Annotated in this window: 14 protein-coding genes; 6 read left to right on the top strand and 8 right to left on the bottom strand. The window is 42.9% G+C overall.

Annotated features, from left to right (window positions below):
* From GK091_RS29225 to GK091_RS29210, 4 genes are all read right to left on the bottom strand, one after another.
* On the bottom strand, window positions 1-383 hold a 383-nt coding region (locus GK091_RS29225; protein WP_317166378.1), incomplete at its 3' end, for a replication initiation protein.
* 924 nt (window positions 384-1,307) lie between these two features.
* Entirely contained in the window at window positions 1,308-1,850 is a 543-nt protein-coding gene (locus GK091_RS29220; RefSeq protein WP_164044286.1) for a 3-coathanger stack domain-containing protein, read from the bottom strand.
* A gap of 2 nt (window positions 1,851-1,852) precedes the next feature.
* A complete protein-coding gene (locus GK091_RS29215) occupies window positions 1,853-3,121 on the bottom strand; it encodes a TMF family protein (RefSeq protein WP_164044285.1) in 1,269 nt (422 codons plus the stop codon).
* A gap of 514 nt (window positions 3,122-3,635) precedes the next feature.
* Complete coding sequence (locus GK091_RS29210; protein ID WP_164044284.1) at window positions 3,636-4,589, bottom strand: replication initiation protein; 954 nt, start codon at window positions 4,587-4,589, stop codon at window positions 3,636-3,638.
* Window positions 4,590-5,275: 686 nt separating this feature from the next.
* Between GK091_RS29210 and GK091_RS29205 the strand changes: the two genes are divergently transcribed.
* The 5 genes from GK091_RS29205 (at window position 5,276) to GK091_RS29190 (ending at window position 9,203) form a co-directional block, all read left to right on the top strand.
* Window positions 5,276-5,638, top strand: coding sequence for a plasmid mobilization protein (locus GK091_RS29205; RefSeq protein WP_164044283.1), 363 nt, complete (start codon window positions 5,276-5,278; stop codon window positions 5,636-5,638).
* Window positions 5,635-7,107 (top strand): relaxase/mobilization nuclease domain-containing protein, encoded by a 1,473-nt coding sequence (locus tag GK091_RS29200; protein ID WP_164044282.1) that lies wholly within the window; start codon window positions 5,635-5,637, stop codon window positions 7,105-7,107. Before GK091_RS29205 ends, GK091_RS29200 begins: the two co-directional genes overlap by 4 nt.
* Window positions 7,108-7,412: 305 nt before the next feature.
* Window positions 7,413-7,910 (top strand): hypothetical protein, encoded by a 498-nt coding sequence (locus GK091_RS29195; protein ID WP_164044281.1) that lies wholly within the window; start codon window positions 7,413-7,415, stop codon window positions 7,908-7,910.
* A gap of 446 nt (window positions 7,911-8,356) precedes the next feature.
* Window positions 8,357-8,560, top strand: a complete 204-nt coding sequence (locus GK091_RS30205) for a DUF6984 family protein (protein ID WP_394351911.1) — start codon at window positions 8,357-8,359, stop codon at window positions 8,558-8,560.
* A 157-nt stretch (window positions 8,561-8,717) separates the two neighbouring features.
* Entirely contained in the window at window positions 8,718-9,203 is a 486-nt protein-coding gene (locus tag GK091_RS29190) for a hypothetical protein (RefSeq protein ID WP_246202474.1), read from the top strand.
* Window positions 9,204-9,359: 156 nt separating this feature from the next.
* On the opposite strand, the gene GK091_RS29185 is transcribed toward GK091_RS29190, so the two are convergent.
* On the bottom strand, window positions 9,360-9,713 hold the full coding sequence (locus GK091_RS29185) for a hypothetical protein (RefSeq protein ID WP_164044280.1): 354 nt from the start codon (window positions 9,711-9,713) through the stop codon (window positions 9,360-9,362).
* A 796-nt stretch (window positions 9,714-10,509) separates the two neighbouring features.
* Here GK091_RS29185 and GK091_RS29180 point away from each other — a divergent pair.
* Window positions 10,510-11,010 carry a MerR family transcriptional regulator gene (locus GK091_RS29180; protein WP_164044279.1) on the top strand — a complete coding sequence of 167 codons (501 nt, stop codon included), beginning with the start codon at window positions 10,510-10,512 and terminating at the stop codon, window positions 11,008-11,010.
* Here the strand turns inward: GK091_RS29180 and GK091_RS29995 are convergent.
* The 3 genes from GK091_RS29995 to GK091_RS29165 form a co-directional block, all read right to left on the bottom strand.
* Window positions 10,996-11,178 (bottom strand): hypothetical protein, encoded by a 183-nt coding sequence (locus GK091_RS29995; RefSeq protein ID WP_317166377.1) that lies wholly within the window; start codon window positions 11,176-11,178, stop codon window positions 10,996-10,998. The genes GK091_RS29180 and GK091_RS29995 overlap by 15 nt on opposite strands.
* 152 nt (window positions 11,179-11,330) lie before the next feature.
* A complete protein-coding gene (locus GK091_RS29170) occupies window positions 11,331-11,549 on the bottom strand; it encodes a hypothetical protein (RefSeq protein WP_164044278.1) in 219 nt (72 codons plus the stop codon).
* Window positions 11,550-11,632: 83 nt separating this feature from the next.
* On the bottom strand, window positions 11,633-12,206 hold a 574-nt coding region (locus GK091_RS29165; protein ID WP_164044277.1), incomplete at its 5' end, for a replication initiation protein.

Raw genomic sequence — 12,206 nt, 5'->3', positions numbered from 1 at the left:
ACGTAAAACGGTCTCACCTCTGGCGACAAACCGATCTCAATTATATCAGTCCCTTTCTTATAACGTGCTGATGTTATGAAAGCGGCTTGCAAAAAGTCACCATCAGAAAGCGTTGTCTCAAATACGCGAGTTATCAGCTTACGAGTTGCTTGTCTGTAAGCGTCAGCCTTTAAACGTGCCGAACCGTTAATCTCAGCCATCTGATTAACCGATACTTGGTATCTTTTAGATTCAGAGTCCTCAGGCTTAACTTGAGCGACAACCATATACAACAAGTTCTTTTCCGTCTCGCTCATCTCATATCGAGCAAGAGTCAGAGCGTTATCTTGCCAAATTTCTATTCCCTTATTCATTTTGAATAAACTTAGCTGATTATCAAGCAAATATAAAAAGTGATTTTTATAAATCAATATAACTATTTTAAAACATTATAAAAGTAACTAAACCTCACTTTATTAAGCCTGCTTTTGCTACCAAACCTCACTTTATTAAGCCTGCTTTTGCTACCAAACCTCACTTTATTAGTAACCAAACCTCACTTTATTAAAGTTATCCACAGCGTAAAATATTAGTAGTCAGTTAATTATAAGCCTTATTTTTGCCTTACAAGTGTTTAACAAGAGATATTGATAATACACAAGAGCTTGTTGTCGAAAAAGTGGCTTGAAAAAACAGCTTTTTAGGAAACAAAAGCTAGCAAAAACTGATCACTGGATTACTGACGAGCGGATCAAAAAACAAAGAGAAAAGAAAAACAAAAACTAAAAAAAAGGTAGGCGGCTAACTATAAAATTAGTTTGTAAGGCTCAGTTTCTTTGGTAACGCAACACTGGTAATAAGTTTACTCGGAAAACCTAAAGAGGTAGAGGAGCCAGTTGTTGGTCTTCTTCTTCGGCGGGGTTTGAACGGCCAAGGTCAGTAAGCGTCAATGACGACCAATTATGGAGATTAATTGGGACTGGTAGTGATATAGCTACCGCTTAAGCCATAATGTACTTCTACCCGGTCATTTGGGCGAGTTGCTGATGATCCGAGTATCAGCTTCCATAAGTAATGTATGTTGATAAAATAACAGCAAGCAAGGCCGAACGATTCTCCATCAGGCGTTATAACGTAAGAACAATCAAATAACAGCTTTCTTGCCAATATGAAGGGACTTGGTGCTCGCTCAATGATTTGGACATTGAATCAACAGGCGCACAGTGTAGAGGACTTGATAATGCATTTACATTTTGTGCGTTAAAAAACGGATATCCCGTGTCAGACTCTCTGACACGGGATATCCGTTTTTTAACATAACGACTAGCCTATTTTCTAATTAGGCGGGTGGCTATCCGTTTCCCACTGGCCTCCAGCACGCATAAATAAGAGCCGGAAGGCAGTTGATCGGCCTGCCATTCCACATCGTACTGACCGGCCGATTGAAACTTGTTATCGACCAAGCGGCCAACTACTTTACCGTCCGACGACGTGATAAATAAACTCGTAATCCCCTCATCGGCTAGCTTGTAGCTAATATTGGCTCGTTCAACAAACGGATTTGGATAGCCTCTTAGCGACAGTAATGCGCCGTCACCCTCTAGTGATACGCGTTTTACCGCTCCTGTGTGAGCAGTGAAAACAGCTCCTGCCTTAGCTTCGAATCCAGGTGTTAGTACAACCGATTTTCCAGCCCGGTATTCGACCTGTTGGCTCGCCGAAACAACATTATTAGCCACCAGTGATACAACTGCCCGTTCTAGCGATTGCGGATAGTACGTTGCCGATAGCGACCGAATGGGTTCTCCGTCTTGGGCGGCTGCTAGCAGACTTGTAGCCCAGAGAAGTGCGAAAACAGAAATTCTTCTCATGATTATTTCCGTTTGTTTTGGCTAAGCGAACGCATGGCTTTCTTTATTTGCTGGTTTTCCTTTTTGAGTTCGATCACGTACAGTGTCAATTCCTCAATTTTTTCTAGCAATTTGGCGTCCATTTTACCAAGGTCGATTCCGTTCGCGGCCACTTCAGAAGCAGAAGGTACACCCGGTAGGTGTTTGTTCTTCTGAACAAACCGGCTTACTTCGTTCAGGTTACGCAACTTATAATTGTCAGCGAAAACGTAATCGGCCCACTCATCTGAGTCTTTAACCGCTACTTTAACTTTTTCAGTTAAAATTCCTCCTGCAACAAACAATTTATACCCTGTTGGCATTCGCTTGATACCACCGCCAATAGAGACTGGGTTATTATTAACTGATTGAACAGTTGAAGTCTGGGTATCTACAGTCCAAGTGTCTGGAGCTCCTACACGACCGCCAATAATGCTACCTAAGTTTACTCCAAGACCTGCCAGCACTACGTCCCCATTAGTATCTACCGTTAGTACTTTGACGATTGGGTTTGCCAGAGTGATTGATAAATCTAACAGCGAACTCGATGATCTAGTTAAATTGGTGAAACGCAATCCCGACCTGTTGGCCGTTCCGGCTGTGATTTCCAATTTGTTGGCTGGGGCGGAAGTACCAATACCAACATTAGCATTAGCTCCTAGGACAATACTGTTACTTTGACTGACGCGGGCTCGAGCTCCAATAGCCGTAGCGTTGGTTAGATTAAGCCCGCTTGACGATACATCAGCAAGCGAGCCAATGAAGACGTTCTCACTGCCACTACTGCCTACACCAGCATATTGACCAATAGCTGTGTTTTGAGTACCTGTACTGTTTTGCAATAGAGAACCATCACCAATAGCTGTGTTCCCTGAGCCAGTACTTGTAACGCTACCAGAACTATTCCCTACAAACAAATTATAATTGCCACTTGTGTTGCTACCACCAGCTTGCTGTCCTAGAAACATGTTACCTTTTCCTGTCGTGTTATTTAATCCGGCTTGGCTACCCAAAAACACGTTGGCTATGCCTGTAGTAGTCAGATTACCAGCCTGGTAACCAAGAAATGTGTTAACCTGAGCACCAGTTATACTACTTCCGGCCCCGACTCCAACAATCGTGTTGTTAGTACCAGTAGTTGCTGAGTTTGGTGTGGTAGCAACATAGTTATTCTGGCTGAAAGCGCTAATTGATGTTAGCGATAGTAAAGCAAGAGCTACTTTTGGTAACCCTAAAGAGTATATACGTTCCATAACATTTTGGTTTATGTTTACCCAAAAGTATATGATTAATTAATAATTGCAAATAAGTATATCTTTTTTGTAATCGTTAATTATAAAGACTATTATTAGTTACCAACACTATTTTAAAAGCATTAATAGTGTTAATTTAATATCACATACTTTATCAATTCAATGTTGTTTGTAATGTGATTGCGGATTTATTAGGGAAATGTGCCAAATAGACCAATCATATAGTATAAAAACCTGTATTTCAGGAGGCAACCAAATTATATGTAAGGTTTGACAGTATTTCGATTTTACTCGATGAATGTTATATTATAAGATTTATCTAAGTAGTACTGAACTATACTTTCTTCGGAAACTAATCGCCTTTTATGTTTTTTTTAGCTCTAATAAAATAACATATTGTTACACTTTGTAGTAAAGCTATCATCCACTTAGCCTATTAGTACAACTCTATGTAAAAGCGGTCTATACTAACAGGATGACATAGACGTACGAGTGATAAATCCGCTAACGTATTCTACTTCTTGTCGAGGCCAAATTCTTTCTGAAGGATTGAGCGGATATAGCCAGGCTTGTTTTTGGTCTTGTCAAGTTTACCCGAAGATTGTAAGTCATCGGCCCGAGTAGCAAATGCCTTTACATTTTCGTGCGTTTTAAGGGCTTCTAGGGCTTGATCTACCAGCGGTGAGTCTTTACCAAAGATTTGACCCAAAAAGCGCATGACGAAGACGACATCCTCATTCTTGGCCCTTTCCTGAGCTACTTGCTTCTTTTTCGTGTGAATTTTAAAAATCCATCGCTTCACAGACCCTCCCCGACCTCTTCCCCCTCTTTCTTCACTGTAGGTGAAATATAAGTCGCTAACTCCGTCCTCATACATTTTCATCAATTCTGCTTTCGCGACCTCCAAAACGTAGATCTTGAGATCCCCAGTTTGAGTTTTAATCATTAACACATCTCGCAAAGCATCTGGAGTGAATTCGAACTGGCCGACTGATCTCCACTGACAGCACCACTCATAGAATCGCTGAGAGAACTTACTTGCTAGGGTCATAACTACAGTAGCGTCTAGTACCGTAAACCGCTTTGTAAGCTCGTAGAGATATGGTAAGACGTCTCTCGAAATACTTACCTCTAAGCCCTTGTTCTTCTTGTATTTGCCCCTTGTCACAAAGCCGGTTTCTGTCCAGCTTCCATCTGTTTCATCAATCGAAAAATCCTTTTTGCGCAGACTAACAACCGCCTTACGATAGTCCCGAAAACGATTGTCATTAGGATCTGATTTCTTTAACTGATCTTCTACGATAAATAGGTCGAGATCTCTATTGAAGAAGTCATCTGTAATACCATCCTGAACAGTTTTCATCACTTCAATCAGGGATAAATAGACCAAACGCTTTTCAGTTGTGGTATAATCGTATCTGGCCCCAGTGATAGCGTTAGTCTGCTTAAATGTCTCTACCCCCGTCATGATTAATCATTTTACGAGTAAAAAAAATAATTAGTCTTAATAAATGCAAGTTATAACGCCTTTTTTCCGTCAATTACTCGTAAAATACCCTTGAAAACGCCGTCAATTACTCGTAAAATCCCGTCAATTACTCGTAAAATACCCCTATAAAATACTAAAAATCAATTAGTTACGAGGCCGTAAAGTTTGCAAAAGTAATATTTGCTAAAGTGCAAATGCCAAAAAACCGGTTTTTGAGGAGTAAAAAAGGGCAAAAAAATCATGCTTATCCACAATCGGAAAAGCAGCAAATAAGACTGTCAAATTGGAAAGGGGAAAAAAGCAAAAACTAAAAAAAGGAAAAAGGCGGCAACTATAAATTTAGTTTGTAAGTGGTTATTTTACTAACCAACAGGTATATATCCTGATTCCTGCCATAGTAAGGAGAGATTAGTAAGCAAAGACAAGGAAAAGGGGTGTGACGGTTTGGTATTGCGTTGCTAGTAGCGTAGTATTGCTGCCGCGACAGCAACGTGCAGATGGGAAGGAGCAAGCCATGTTTTTCGTACCGCTAAACCTTCCTATCGTCGGGTTAGCGTTCCTCAAACCGTCTTGCTTTTGCTCCTATCGTCGCAAAAGGCCCAGCACTACACACACCCACTGACCCGGTTTATGAGCCCCTTTATCCCCTTAGACTTAGCTGTCTTATGACCCCTGAACCCCGCTTACCCGCTGCCAAAGCCAAAGGTGGACGGCCCAAAAAGAAGGACGAAGAGAAACGCAGCAAGGCCATTCAAGTCCGGCTTGAACCGGCTTCCTACGCTTATGTGCAGGAACTGGCCCAGCAACGCAACACCAGCATGGCCGACGTCATCCGGGAACTGTGTGTGGGTGACGTGACGGTGATCACAGCCGAGCAGGAGACCCTGCTGCGGCAGATCGCCACCATGAGCAACAACCTGAACCAGTTGGCCCGTAAGGCCAACACCGACGGGATTCGCTCGGTGGCTATCCTGGTGGATCGCCGGGTGCGGGAGTTAGGCGAACTCTTAGATCGCTACGCCAAATGATCGGCAAAACCAGCATCGGCACCAGCTTCGGCGGATGCGTGCGCTACCAGTTTGAGGGCCATAAGCACAGCCAGGAACAGAAACAAGCCGAAGTCCTGGAGGCCGTTGGCGTTCGAATGAGTTCGGCTTCCAGCATGACGGCTGACTTTAACCGGGGTCGGTTGTTGAATCCGGACCTAGGGCGGGCCGTCTGGCATACCTCCGTGAGCTTTAACCCCGACGACGCGGCCAAACTCACCAACGAGAAGATGCTGGCCGTTGCTCAGGATTACGTCCAGGGCATGGGCCTGGATCAGACCCAATACGTCATCATTCGCCACCACGACCAGCCCCACCCCCATTTTCACCTAATCGCTAACCGGGTCGATAACCAGGGCCAAACGATTTCGGATAGCCACAACTACGCCCGTTCTCAGGCCTTGTTGAAAGAACTCTCGATCCGGCACGAGCTGACACCCGTGGCCGAACGGCGCGCGCACAAGCAGCGGCCTGATCAGTTGCAGGGGGCCGATCGGAGTCGCCACCAGATTCGCCAAACGCTGGAACAGGTGCTGGCCAGCTGTTCGAGTGGCCAGGCCTTTGCTGAGCGAGTCCAGGCGCAGGGCATCACCTACCAGGTACGCCAAAACGAAACAGGGAAAGCAGTGGGGGTGAGTTTTGCCAAAGACGGGCACACCTTCAAGGGGTGCGATATCGCCCGACAGTACAGCTACGGGGGTATTATGAAGCAGCTCGAAGCGAACTACCGGCAGCAACAGGCGGCACAAGCGCAAAAACGGGCCGCTCATGCGGTTAAGCCGGTTGAACCAGTCACTCCTGTCGTCCGCGCCCAAACGTCACCTGAAGGGCCTAAAAAGGCCCCAGAATTGAGCGAGGTTGAGCGCAAGTGGCAAGCTGACTACCAGCAGCAGGTTCAACGGGTGCGCTTGCTGAATGAACAGATCCGGGCCACCAACGCCTGGATCGAGCAGGCTGCCCAAACGCTGGCCCAGAATCCGACGCTCAAAACGGCTCAGGCGCTCAAACAGGCCTGCCCTGATTATGGCTTGCGCCAGGTGCTCGAGGGGCAAATCAAAGCGGGCGAGTCCTACCAGTTCCAGGTAGAATGGCGCGCTGAACAACGGCAGACGCTAAGCCGTCAGGCGGGGAGTTGGTTCGGATTGAGCAGCGAAGCGAAGGAAGCCAAAGCGAAACTGGCTTATCTGGATGATCCTAAAGGCTCGGGTCTGGATTACCAGATGCAGGAAAAGCATTATAGTTTCTGGATTCATGCCCGGCAGGAGACCAAAGCCAAGCCTAGTTTTGGCTTTCAGACGAGCGCCTACCAGAAACAAGAACACGCCCTTGTCTCGCTATCGCAGTTCGCTCAGCAACGGGAAACGGCCCAGCAGCAGGAGCAGGCTCAGCAGCAGCGGTTGAATCAGTACCAGAATCGAGGACCCCGGTTAGGGGGTCGGGGCATGAGCTGACGCGGGTCGAACGGAGGGAAAAAAAGCGGTTTTGATGGTTTTTTTTATCCCCTTTCCCACTCCTTTTTTGCCCCTGCGTAAATTGTACTTTAGGGGGAGTTGTTATATAAGGTATCTTATGTTAAGGGAATATTCCCAGATCAACCACCCCGTTCAAGCCCTGAAGACAGGCACAATTATCCTTTGGAGAGGGGAGAAGAAAACTCTTTATTATGTTAATGGAATATCCGTAGATTGCTCCTTATTAACTGCGAGTAAAGTACTCTTAACGTAACCTTATAACACCCTAATCGATCAACAGTCATATGCTTGATATACCTGCTCAATACACGCGCAGGATAAGAACTATTGGTTTCTATCAAATCATTGGGGGAGGAGTTGGCTTGCTGATGATGGGATGGGCGCTCTCAACTAATGAAGCCAGCAAAGGCATTCTTATTTTCACGGCTTCCGGATGTTTACTTTTAGGTTTTTCAATCGTGTGTGGATGGGGTTTGCTCAATGGTGACAAGCGCGCTTTGCCTTTATCAATCATTAATCAGAGCCTCCAGATCATCATGATTGGGATTGGTGGGTTCTTATTTAAGTACTGTGCTGGCTTGTATGTAATGCTAGGCATTAAGTTTATAGATGAACTCAAAATGACGGCCGATATAGGGCTTTCAACATTTGAACTCAATATTAATTCTGGAGAGCAAGGAGCTGTGTCGTTTAACTTAATCGCCATTTTACTATTCATTAGCTTACTACGTTTGCAGGAGCAGATTAAGCAGTACTATTTGCTCAAAAAAGGCATAGGTTAATATAAATCAAATTATACAACCGATTTGAAGTGCGTCCGAAGATAGTTTACCAACTTGCCTAACCCCATTAAAAGTAAGCCCCAAAAAAGGCCATCAAGCATGATACATGTAAAAAAGTAGTCACTAGCTACAGTATCAATGTCAATTGGGAAGGAGTACAAGAAGACAAGTATCTTTTGCCAAAGGGCTTTCGGGGCTCCCCAAGTCACTAGGAAAGGAGTCAGTAATAGAACTGCAAGTGAGTACAGTAGGCCGAATACTATTATCCTGATTATCGACTTGGTTATCATAATGCCACTTATACAACAGAAAAATACCTTAGATGGAAGAAGCTAGGCTATTAAGAGAGGATGAGAAAAAGTTGATAATAGAATTGATCAAGCAGCCTCAAGATAATGAAATAGCTCCCTTCGATCTATCTGCACAGACTGTAGTCGAATTGAAAGATGGGTAGTCTCTATTTTGTAGATACCAGTAGGCAAAAATTAGATCGTAGAATGCTAAAGTGTGTTGCTGAGTTACAATTCGATGATGATGACGGGGTGCCAATATTGACCAGCTTAAATATTGACCAAGACGGTAAATTATTTGAATTGGATATATGGAAAGTAGATTACAGTCCTGTAATTAAATATCCAGCCCCAAACTAAATTGCACTTCTCTATGATGTACGATCTATGTCAATTGTGAAATTTTCTTAGAAGAGTTTCTTTACATAACATCAGTTATACAACACCTCTAGAAAGAGTATAAATTACCGGCTATCAACAAAGTACTATTGTTTTTGTATTCTGGCAATAAAATCTGATGAAGAGCTATCCTGAGCATTTCAAAAAACTATTTGGTCTAATAGCATTGATGGCTCTGATTTTTGCAGGTTTTGAAACTTACTCTTCTAATAGCTTATGGAGCTTCAAAACAGTAGGTTTCTTATTTCCATTCGTGTTCATCTTGATAGCTTATGGTTCTGGATTTTTTTACCAACCGATTGATTTTGATTCTAAGTTTCTTTATGTGGACAGCAGCCGAAAACCGGTCCCTTTATCCTCTATTCAGTCAATCAAATTAACAGCGTCGGCTCGTAATATTGGTTATGGTTGGCAAAGAGATTGGCAAGTAATTTATTTAACTGATAAACTTGAACCTATTCGTATTACACCTTCAGTAATGGAGGACAGTTTCGAAAGATTCATCGAAGCAGTAAAAAAAGCAAACCCTTCTGTTGACGCTGATATTTTTGAGTTTACTTTATATTTTGGCTTTCTACCAAGTGTATCTTGGAAACCAAACTAAAATAATTTCAAAATCTTCTCTTATAAAAATACAAATTCATTCATAGTTAGGAAGTTGTACTCTTCCTAGAGGTGTTGCATAACTAATTTTATGTTATGTGAAATAATGCTTAATCGATAAGAGTCAGTTAATTACTCATTCTTAGTTTAATTAAAATTATCGAACAACGTAATCAATCTCAATGGTACGTTTTTGATTGCTATCAGCAGGGCCAACCACCACTCGATTGGCGACAATACCGGATTTGGCTTGTTTAATTCTACGCATAAATTCGGCCTTATCTACCGTCTCTTTCCCATTCAATACATACAGCACTGAATTTTCAGGGTAATCAAAGAGATTAATTGTCTGATTGGTGAAAACTCTTGGTGGAGCAATCTTGAGTTGAATTGGTTTGATTGTCTCATAAACGGGTATCTGTTGAGATGATGCTTTTACTTGAGCTACTGCTACTGATGATCCAGCAGTAAAAAGTCCACCAGCTATCAATGTGAAGAGCAGATTTTTCATGGTCCTAAAGTTTTTGAGAGTTTACATGAATACACTAACTGACCCGAGAGTACGAAAAAGGTTGCAAATACACTGTTGTATAAGTGGCATTATGTTAGGTAGTAACGTTCTTCAGTTGCCGACGTAGATCAATAATAGTACTACTAATAGCAATAAGCCCACCTGAAACTATTAATACTAATAGCACATAGGGTGTATTCACCTTAGTATCGGCCAATACAGCTCTGTCCCGTAATGGATCGTAGCGAACGGAGATGCTATCCTGTTTAATGGTCTCTCTAAAATACTTGTTCGAACAAGTCAAGGTATATTTTTTACCCTGATGGCGGACATAGATCTTATTGGGAAATCTCACAGTACCCCACCCTTTTCGTCTGTTGACAACGGGCATTGTAGTCTGTGGGCTGTGTTGTTGAACATAGGCCTCTTCCTTATACTCTTCATTAATTTTGTAGGCGATGAAAAGCAATAGGAATCCCAGAAGAACCAAGACTATGTATTTAGACCATTTAGTTAAGGACATATTAAGAAACAGATAAGCCATAATAGAGCTTTATCTTAGGTCAAAATCTGTTGTATAATCCTTGTTATGATAAGCTAGCTTATTTACGAGCCGATTCAATAATGACTAGTCATTATTGAATCGGCAATCGTTGCGACTTTATCTAATTAGGTTTACACTAGTAAATTTTACAGCACTAGTGTACAGATAAGATTTGAGATGACTAGTCATGATAATGGCTCGTTTGAGCTACAAAGCCATATATTTGGCCCTGTGACTAATCATGTTAGGGTAATGACTAATCAGGAGTTCTTGACAATCAAAGAAGCTGCTCAGCAGTACAGCCGTTCTGAACAGACTATTCGCCGACTAGTCAAACAGCATATTTTGACTAGTCATATACGGTCTGAAGATACACCTAAAGGGAAAGCATATCAAATTAGCCAGGTATTGTTACAGCAAGAGTATGAAGTTCTGTCTGTACCCTCGCTGCCTACCTTAGTAGTAAGTGATTCGCTGCAACTGGAAAACCAACAACTTCGGGAATCAGTAGCCGAGCGTGACCGGACGATTCAGCAACTACAAAATCGTCTGTTTGAACAAGGCGATGTTATAAATGCGATGGCTAATCAGCTGACTAGTCAAATGACTAATCAAAAAATGAGTCATATTGAAGAGCTGTTACTTCAGCAAAATGCTCAATTAGGCGATTTACAGAAAAGACTCCCTTCACCTGAAGCTGAGGAATCAACAGCCAATAAGCGTAGCCTATGGCACCGATTATTTGGTCGCTGAGTCATCTTCGATTAGATCTAAGTAAGTGTCTAATTCGCCTGAATCTAAATTCTCCTTTTCAGATTTGTCGTAAACGGCCAGCAGATAAACTGCTTCCTGAGTCACCTTAACAAAGGTGATTACCCACGCCCCTCCTGACTTACCCTGCTTTTTACTCGCAATGGCCATGCGGACTTTGTAACAACCCTTTCCTATAGCCGCTCCCTGTATAGGGTCTTCCCTCAGGGAATCAAATAACGTTCGCAAATCCCGTTTTTAGCGATGGATATTTTTTGGCTAATCGCTTGGCTTGCCGGTAGAAGGTCGGCAGCCGTTTAAGGTCATAACTCATCGAGCAACTCGTAAGCGTCACGAGCTTGGGCTTTTCCCGACAATACGTCGTTTAGCTCTTCAACGGCTTCACCTAGCTCTGCTAGGAACAGAGCTTTTTCGTTGGAAACACCAACTGGGAGAGGCTTAGCCTTAACAAACGATAAACTCCGTAGCAGTTCCATCATGAAACCTACTTTGTTATCAGGGATATCTAAAACGATTTTCATACGAGCAAGATAGTGAGATTTGTCAGTTTTGGCGCGTTTTTAAGCTCTACACGCCCTTATCTGATAGTAGATTGTCTTCCCCCTTACTTTTCTTTCCCCTTTGTTTCTAAGCCAAATACTTTGGCTGTATAGCTGCCTACATTCTTCACCTTGCCATCAACTGTTTTGGCCTGAATATCGTAAAGTTGCCGATTAATAACCTCGGTTGAGTGAGTAGCCAAGATAGTATCAGCCTGATCGGGCCGTAGTCGGAACAGCTTTACTAATCGCTCATGCAAGTCTGGTAGTGGAGCAGGTTCGGGTTTTGCTTGGTAGAAGACCGCAAATTCGACCTCGACCACGGGTTTACGACCTCGCCCTGGGCGGTTGCCGTAGATAGGTTTGTAGTTGAATGTTATATCTGTATGACCGTTAATTTCTTTAACAGCAATGTCTAACACATTCCTTTGAAACCAAGTCCAGCTTGGGTAACTGTCTTTCCCTGTTTTTGGGTCAATTACCCAAAGCATTGTTTTAAGTTCAACCAGATTACGCTTAAAGGTCTTGTCTTTCATGTTTTTATACATGCACAACAACTCATACACCCTTTTAGCGTAGGCTGAGTTAAGCGAAATAGCTGCTGCCAATTGCATCTTAGTAAACTTCTTATTTAAGTCC

Source organism: Spirosoma agri (assembly GCF_010747415.1).
Classification (GTDB): Bacteria; Bacteroidota; Bacteroidia; order Cytophagales; family Spirosomataceae; genus Spirosoma; species Spirosoma agri.
The sequence above is the reverse complement of the archived record's forward strand: the minus strand, read 5'-3'. Positions and strand labels throughout refer to the sequence as shown.